This is a genomic window from uncultured Desulfovibrio sp., assembly GCF_944327235.1.
Classification (GTDB): Bacteria; Desulfobacterota; Desulfovibrionia; order Desulfovibrionales; family Desulfovibrionaceae; genus Desulfovibrio.
Genome location: NZ_CALVHE010000012.1, coordinates 36,411 through 44,156, shown reverse-complemented (window position 1 = coordinate 44,156; position 7,746 = coordinate 36,411). Strand labels below are relative to the sequence as shown.

The following is a 7,746-nucleotide window of genomic DNA, read 5'->3' as shown; positions in this document are numbered from 1 at the left end:
TTGTTGGTTTGTCTGCTAACTTCCAACTTACCGAATGAGGAAAGGGTGAACAACCTATCGGAACACAACACCTAGAGAGTCTGGCTGGCTTGCGGTCAGGCGACGCCTTCCCATGCTGCGAGGCTCTGCGTCTGGACAAGTAAGGTTTTTTGGAAGGGTGGGGATCGGGGAGGGGAACCTTTTGTCCACAAAAGGTTCCCCTCCCCGAAAAAAACGCAACGAAGGCTTATGCCTTACTGCGCGGGCTGGTGCTTGTCGCCGCTTTCGTGCTTCATGGCACCGGCGCGCAGCGACAGATAGAGCGGCTGCGCCGTGCCCTCGCCGGAAAAGATGGCCTCGCGCGGCGCGTCCAGCGCATGAGGCAGCACCTCGTCCACATGCTCCACAAAGATGATCTCCAGGTCCTTGAGCACCTCGTCCGGCACTTCCTTGAGATCCTTTTCATTGTCGCGAGGCATGATGACGCAGCGGATGCCGCTGCGCCGCGCGGCCAGCAACTTTTCCCGCAGGCCGCCGATGGGCAGCACGCGACCGCGCAGGGAGATCTCTCCGGTCATGGCCACGTCGTTACGCACGGCGATGCCGAGCAAGGCCGAAGTGATGGAGGTCGCCAGCGTGATGCCGGCCGACGGCCCGTCCTTGGGCGTGGCCCCTGCCGGCACATGCACATGGATGTCCACCTTGCGATGGAAACGCGGATCCAGCCCGAAGACCTCGGCCCGCGAACGCACATAGCTCAGGGCGGCGCGCGCCGACTCCTTCATGACATCGCCAAGCTGTCCGGTGGTCACCACCTGCCCGGAACCGCTCATGAGGCTGGTCTCCACCAGCAGGATCTCCCCGCCGCGCTGATTGTAGGCCAGACCGGCGCACACCCCCACCTGCGGCTCGCTTTCCCGCTCTTCGTGACGGTAACGCTTGACGCCCAGCATGGCGGGCAGACTCTGGCGGGAGATGGTCACGCACTTGTTCAGGTCGCCCTCTTCCACCAGTCGGATGGCCGTCTTGCGGCAAAGAGCGCCTATCTCACGCTCCAGATTGCGCACGCCCGCCTCGCGGGTATACGAGCGGATGATCTCCAGCAGCGCGTTCTCGGAAAGACGGATATTGTGCTCCTTGAGGCCGTGTTCCTCGATCTGTCGCGGCAGCAGGAAATTGCGGGCGATATGGCGCTTTTCCGTCTCCAGATAGCTGTTCAGCTCGATGATCTCCATACGGTCCAGCAGAGGGGCCGGGATGGAGTGCAGGGAGTTGGCCGTGGTGATGAAAAAGACCTTGGACAGGTCGTATTCCAGATCAAGGTAATGATCCATGAACGTGGCGTTCTGTTCCGGGTCCAGCACCTCCAGCAGCGCCGAGGCCGGATCGCCGCGATAGTCGGAACTCATCTTGTCGATCTCGTCCAGACAGAACAGCGGATTGTTGAACTTGACCCGCTTGAGGGACTGGATGATCTTGCCCGGCAAGGCCCCCACATAGGTACGGCGATGCCCGCGGATCTCTGCCTCGTCCCGCACGCCGCCCAGCGCCAGCCGCACATAGTCGCGCCCGGTAGCCTTGGCGACGGACTTGGCCAGCGAGGTCTTGCCTACGCCGGGCGGGCCCACGAGGCAGAGGATGGGGCCTTTCAGGCCGTTGGACAACTTCTGCACGGCCAGATATTCGAGGATGCGCTCCTTGGGCTTTTCCAGACCAAAATGGTCGCCGTCAAGGATGGCGCGGGCCTTCTCGATGTCGATATCGACTTCCTTGAGGTCGCACCACGGTAGATCCAGTATCCAGTCCACATAGTTGCGCACCACGGTATATTCCGCGGCGGAAGGAGGCATGGCACGCAGCTTCTTGACTTCGGAGAGGGCTTTTTCCCGCGCCTCCTCAGGCATGTTCCGCTCGCGCAGCTTCTGCTCCAGCTCGTCCATCTCGGCCTGCGGATCGTCGTCGCGGCCCATCTCCTTGTTGATGGCCTTGATCTGCTCGCTGAGGTAGTACTCGCGCTGGTTGCGCTCCATCTGCACCTTGACGCGGTTCTTGATGCGTTTTTCCATGCTGACGAGCGCCACCTCGCCCTGCAGCAGCTCATACACCTTTTCCAGCCGCTCGGTGACGTCCGTCAGCTCCAGCGCCTCCTGCTTGCGGCGATAGTCCACCTTGAGATGCGGCAACACGGCGTCCGCCAGCGCACCGGGATCGCGCTGGGCCAGGATGGCCAGTACGGCTTCCTGAGAGATCTTCTTGTTGCCCTTGGCATACTCTTCCAGCGACTCATGCACGGCCCGGACCAACGCCTCCCGCTCTTCGGGACGGCTTTCCGTCTCCGGCAGCTCCTCCACCTGCACGAGCGGGCAGGAAGCCGAATCCAGAAGGCTGCGCCAGACGGCCCGATTCATGCCTTCAAACAGCACCTTGATGGTGCCGTCCGGCAGGCGCAACATCTGCAACACCTTGCAGACGACTCCCACGGCATACAGATCGTCGCCGCCGGGGCGCTCCACCTCCGCTTCCTTCTGCGAGACCAGAAAGATATATTTGCCGTACTTCGCCTGCGCTTCCTCGATGGCCTTGATGGAAGCCTCCCGCCCCACGAAGAGCGGCATGATGGAGCGGGGGAACATCACCACTTCCCGCAGGGGCATGAACGGCAGGGTTTGCGCCGGGCCGACGCCGTACTGGAATGCGGACATAGATTATCCTCATGATCCCTCACGCTGCGGAAGGCTCCACGCCGTCCGCGCGTGTTCATCGCAACGGAAAAGCCACCGCGCCGGAGCCATGCTCACGCACGCCCCGGCGCAAAAGATGTCATACAGCCTGATCGTCCAGCGCGTCGGCAGGGAAATCGCCGTCATCCGCATACAGGAGGACGGGTTCCTTGCCTTTCTCGATGACGGCCTGATTGATGAGGCAGCCCTTGACGTTGGGCAGGGACGGCAGCTTGAACATGATGTCCAGCATGATGCGTTCCATCACGTTGCGCAGACCGCGTGCCCCCGTCTTGCGCTCGATAGCCTTGTGCGCGATGGCCTTGAGAGCATTGGTCGTGAAACGCAGCTGCACGTTGTCCAGCTCGAACAGCTTCTGATACTGCCGCACCAGCGCGTTTTTGGGCTCGGTGAGGATGCGTACCAGATCCGGCTCGTCCAGCTCGTCCACATGGGTGATGATGGGGATACGGCCCACGAATTCGGGGATGAGACCGAATTTCACCAGATCCTGCGGATGGATCTTTTCCAGCAGTTCCGAAAGCGGCATCCCCTTGCTGCTGCGCACATGCGCGCCGAAGCCCATGGCCCCGCCGCTCACGCGCGACTCCACGATCTTGTCGAGCCCCACAAAAGCCCCGCCCACGATGAACAGGATATTGCTCGTGTTCATGCGGATGAATTCCTGCTGGGGGTGCTTGCGGCCCCCCTTGGGCGGGATGTTGGCCTCGGTGCCTTCGATGATCTTGAGCAGGGCCTGCTGCACCCCTTCCCCGGATACGTCGCGAGTGATGGAAGGACCGTCGCTCTTGCGGGAGATCTTGTCGATCTCGTCGATATAGATGATGCCCTTGCTGGCCGCCTCCAGATCATAGTCGGCATTCTGCAGGAGCTGCACGAGGATGTTCTCCACGTCCTCGCCCACATAGCCCGCCTCGGTCAGCGTCGTGGCGTCCGCTATGGCGAAGGGCACGCGCAGCACCTTGGCCAGCGTCTTGGCCAGCAGGGTCTTGCCGCTACCGGAGGGGCCCACCAGCAGGATATTGCTTTTTTCCAGCTCGACGTCGTCGCCCAGAGCATCGGCGTAGAATACCCGCTTGTAGTGATTGTGGACAGCGACCGAAAGGATCTTCTTGGCGTCATGCTGCCCGATGACGTACTCGTCAAGGCGTTCCTTGATCTCCTGCGGCGAGAGCAGACGCTCCGGCGAATCGTCATGCTGCAGCCTGTCGCGGGCGATGAGCTCCCCGCAGGCCTTGATGCACTGATCGCAGATGCAGGCATGTTCCTGCGTGATCATGTTGCTGACTTCACTTTCGGGGCGGCCGCAGAAAGAGCAGCGCAGCTCCTGCCTCGTATCGGACGACGTGGTGTCGGACATGGCTAGTTCTTTTCCTCCAGATCGCGGCGGGAGACCAGCACGCGGTCGATGATGCCCAGCTCGAGCGCCTCCTCGGGCGTGAGGAACTTGTCGCGCTCCGTGGCGCTGACGATGGTTTCATAACTCTGGCCGGAATGCTCGGCCAGCAGTCTGTTGAGGCGTTCCTTGATGCGCAGGATCTCGCGGGCATGGATCTCGATATCCGTAGCCTGCCCCTGATAGCCGCCCAGCGGCTGATGGATCATGATCTGGCTGTTGGGCAGCGCGAAGCGCATCCCCGGCTTGCCGGCGGACAGCAGGAAGGCCCCCATGCTGGCGGCCCGCCCCATGCACACCGTGGTCACGGGCGAGGTGATGTACCGCATGGTATCGTAGATGGCGAGCCCCGCCGTCACGGAGCCGCCCGGCGAATTGATGTAGAGGTTGATCTCCTGCTCAGGGTCCTGCGACTCCAGGAAAAGCAGCTGCGCGCAGATCAGCGAAGCCACGGCATCTGTCACCTCGCTGCTCAAGAGGACGATGCGGTCCTTGAGCAGACGGGAATAAATGTCGTAGGAGCGCTCTCCCCTACCCGTGTTTTCGATGACAAAGGGAATTTGATAGGCCTGCATGAAACTTCCTCGCTCGTGGGAAAGTAGTGTCCGCCGGATACCGGGGCCGCTCCGCCGGAAGGCTGAAAACTCCGACAACGCCGCACCTTGCGGTGCGACGTTGTCTATACCGGTGCGGCACTGACGCCTAGTCGGCGGTCCGGGCCGTATCTTTCTTGACGGGGGTGATCTCCTTCATGGGCTCCACTTCCTTGACCGTCGCCTTGGCAAAGGCGGCATCCATGGCCTTGTCGGCCAGCAGGCGGTCGCGCATGGTGTGGATCATGCCGGTGCGTTCATAGGCTTCCCGGACCTTGCGGTAATCTTCGCCAGTCTGGATGCAGATGCGGTACAGCTGGTTGTCCAGCTCGCCCTGCGTGACGCTCAGACCTTCCTTGCGGGCGATGGAGAGCAGGAGCACCTGGATGCGCGTCAGCTCCTCGGCCTGCTTGTACATGTCCTTGCGGAGTTCGTCTTCGGTCTTGCCCAGATCGGCAAGCTTCCTGCCCTGCTGCTCGAGGCGGGCCGCCGTCTCAGCGATGAGCGTACGGATCTGCATGTCGAGCAGGCTTTCCGGCAGCGGGAATTCCAGACCGGACAGCATCTTGTCCAGCATCTTTTTCTGCGCGGCGCTGCGCACGGCGTTCTCACGGCTGTGGGCATAGCTGTCGCGGATGCTCGCGCGCAGCTTCTCCATGCTTTCCGCACCCACCTGCTTGGCGAGTTCGTCATTGGCTTCGGGCAGCTTGCGCTGCTTGATGGCGTGGACAGTCACCCGGATCTTCAGGGTCTTGCCGGCAAGATTCTCCGCCGGGAAGTTGGCCGGGAACGCGATATCGCCTTCGCCGGTCTGACCGGTCTTCACGGTCTTGACCAACTTTTCAAAATCTTCGAGCGCCTGCCCTTCGCCCAACGGAAGGTCGAAATTCTCGGTCTTGAGATCGTCGACCGGCTTGCCGTCCTCAAAAGCTTCAAAACTGATGCGGGCCACCTGGCCGTCCACGGCGGGACCGTCGCCTTCAGCGTCCAGCAGTTCGGCCCTGTCGCGGCGGATACGTTCGATGACGGCATCCACTTCCTCATCCGTCACGACGGCCTTTTCCTTCTCCACTTCCATACCTTCATAGACCGGAAGCTCGAAGGCGGGCAGCACTTCAAATTCGACGCTGAAGCTGAGTCCCTTGCCGCGTGTCAGCGCGCCGCCATCGTCGGCAAACTGGATGCCGGAGACCGGTTCCAGCGCGGCCTTGGCCAGCGCTTCACCGACCTTGGCATTGACCAGCGCCTGATGCGCCTCCTGATAGATATGATCGTGGAAGCGCTTTTCCACCACCGAAGCCGGCACCTTGCCCTTGCGGAAACCGTCGATCTGCACGGATTTGCGGTAGTAGGCCACGGAACGCGCTATGGCGTCATCCACGTCACTGGCTTCGGCGACAATGCTGATTTTCCTTTTTACCGGGGAAAGTTCTTCAATGGTGTATTCCACAGGGCGCTCCTTGGGCGATTTTTTCTCCCGTCTGCCACGCTCGCTGCGATCCCGCAGGTCTTGACGGCTTTCTGCAGAGGGAACCGTCTCTGCTACCACAAAGAGCAGGGCAACACAAGCCCACCGGGTAACGGCTCCCGGCGCGGCCTGCGACGCTCGTCGGAACCGCAGGACAAAGCGCGTCGTTCCCTTTCGTTACAAGGGAGGAGAGCCTTTCAGCAATAGCGTCCAGGCGTGGGAATCGGCGGAAAAGGATGGGGGACCGCTGTCGCTTACGAAGTGGACCGGCAGCTGATCTATGAAACAGAGGCAGCACACCAGCCGTGCGGACCGGAGTCTGGCGAAAAGCTTCTGAGGGGGTGGTATGAGGCAAGCGAGATTGCGGCCTCATGCGGCTGGTGCGAGAGGGGGGAATTGAACCCCCACGGATGAACCGCTGGATTCTAAGTCCAGTGCGTCTACCAGTTCCGCCACTCTCGCCCGCCCAAGACCTCTAGCACAGAGAACGCACGCTCGCAAGATTCTCAGCGCAGCAGCAACCCAGGCTGTACGTCGGCTGTCGGCAGGACTTCCCCGATGCAGGCTGCGAGATCGCCCGCAGCCAGCAATTCATCGCTTACCGCATCAAGCTGGTCAGCCGATACCGCCAGCACGAGCCCTCCCGAAGTCTGCGCGTCGAACAGCAGACTTTCGAGCGCCTCGTCCAGCTGCTGGGCGCATTCAGTATACGGTGCGCAGTACAGGCGGTTAGCGTGGCTCCCCGAAGGTATGAAGCCCAGCCGTGCATATTCGAGCGCCCTCGGCATGAGAGGGACGCTTTCCACGTCTATGGCGACCCGCACAGCCGACGCGCGGGCCATTTCCAAAAGATGCCCACCAAGACCAAAGCCGGTGATGTCCGTTGCGGCCGTCAGTCGGCGTGAGGCGATGATGCCCCCCCCCGTCTTGTTCAATTTTCCACACCAGTGAGAAAGTTGTGCTTCAGCCTCCTCCCAACCATCCCAAAGCGCTTTGACCGCTGTGGATAGAACTCCTGTGCCGATAGGCTTGGTCAAAAGAAGCTTCTGGCCGGGTCGCAACCCCGAGTTGACGGCAATATGCTCAGGGTCGATGAGTCCGCTCACGGCCAGACCAAACTTGAGTTCGTCGTCCTGCACCGAGTGCCCGCCAGCCAACACGGCTCCTGCCTCAATGATCGCATCAAGACCGCCCCGCAGGATGCTGGCCAGGATCTCTTCGGCGTCATCTTGCAGCAAGTAGGCAGGAAAACAGCAGATGTTCATTGCCGACCACGGCTCGCCGCCCACGGCGTAGACGTCGGAAAGCGCATTGGCCGCTGCTATCCGCCCGAATGCGTACGGGTCATTGACCACAGGCGCCAGGACATCCACCGTCTGCACCAGTGCACGCCCCGGGGGCAACCGCAGCACGACCGCGTCTTCATTGCGGGCCCGTCCGGCAAGCACACGCGATTCGAGATCGGGAGGCATGGCGGTCATCAGCCCGCAAAGGATACGCTCCAGAGCCTCTGGAGCCACTTTGGCTGCTCAGCCGGCGGCCTTGGCCTTGTCCAAAAGACGCATGATA

5 protein-coding genes and 1 tRNA gene are annotated in these 7,746 nt (G+C 61.6%); all 6 read right to left on the bottom strand.

What is annotated here, in order from left to right:
- Positions 1 to 233: 233 nt before the first annotated feature.
- The 6 genes from lon to selD all read right to left on the bottom strand — a co-directional run bounded on the left by lon (position 234) and on the right by selD (position 7,742).
- Entirely contained in the window at positions 234 to 2,681 is a 2,448-nt protein-coding gene (gene lon, locus Q0K00_RS03485) for an endopeptidase La (protein ID WP_297227390.1), read from the bottom strand.
- A 118-nt stretch (positions 2,682 to 2,799) separates the two neighbouring features.
- The gene (gene clpX / locus Q0K00_RS03480) at positions 2,800 to 4,080 is read right to left on the bottom strand and encodes an ATP-dependent Clp protease ATP-binding subunit ClpX (RefSeq protein ID WP_297227388.1); all 1,281 of its coding nucleotides are present in this window, start codon (positions 4,078 to 4,080) and stop codon (positions 2,800 to 2,802) included.
- 2 nt (positions 4,081 to 4,082) lie between these two features.
- Positions 4,083 to 4,691 (bottom strand): ATP-dependent Clp endopeptidase proteolytic subunit ClpP, encoded by a 609-nt coding sequence (gene clpP / locus Q0K00_RS03475; protein WP_297227386.1) that lies wholly within the window; start codon positions 4,689 to 4,691, stop codon positions 4,083 to 4,085.
- A 127-nt stretch (positions 4,692 to 4,818) separates the two neighbouring features.
- Positions 4,819 to 6,159, bottom strand: coding sequence for a trigger factor (tig, locus tag Q0K00_RS03470; protein WP_297227385.1), 1,341 nt, complete (start codon positions 6,157 to 6,159; stop codon positions 4,819 to 4,821).
- Between the two features lie 396 nt (positions 6,160 to 6,555).
- Positions 6,556 to 6,639, bottom strand: a tRNA-Leu gene (locus tag Q0K00_RS03465).
- 44 nt (positions 6,640 to 6,683) lie between these two features.
- Positions 6,684 to 7,742 carry a selenide, water dikinase SelD gene (gene selD / locus Q0K00_RS03460; protein WP_297227384.1) on the bottom strand — a complete coding sequence of 353 codons (1,059 nt, stop codon included), beginning with the start codon at positions 7,740 to 7,742 and terminating at the stop codon, positions 6,684 to 6,686.
- Positions 7,743 to 7,746: the final 4 nt, after the last annotated feature.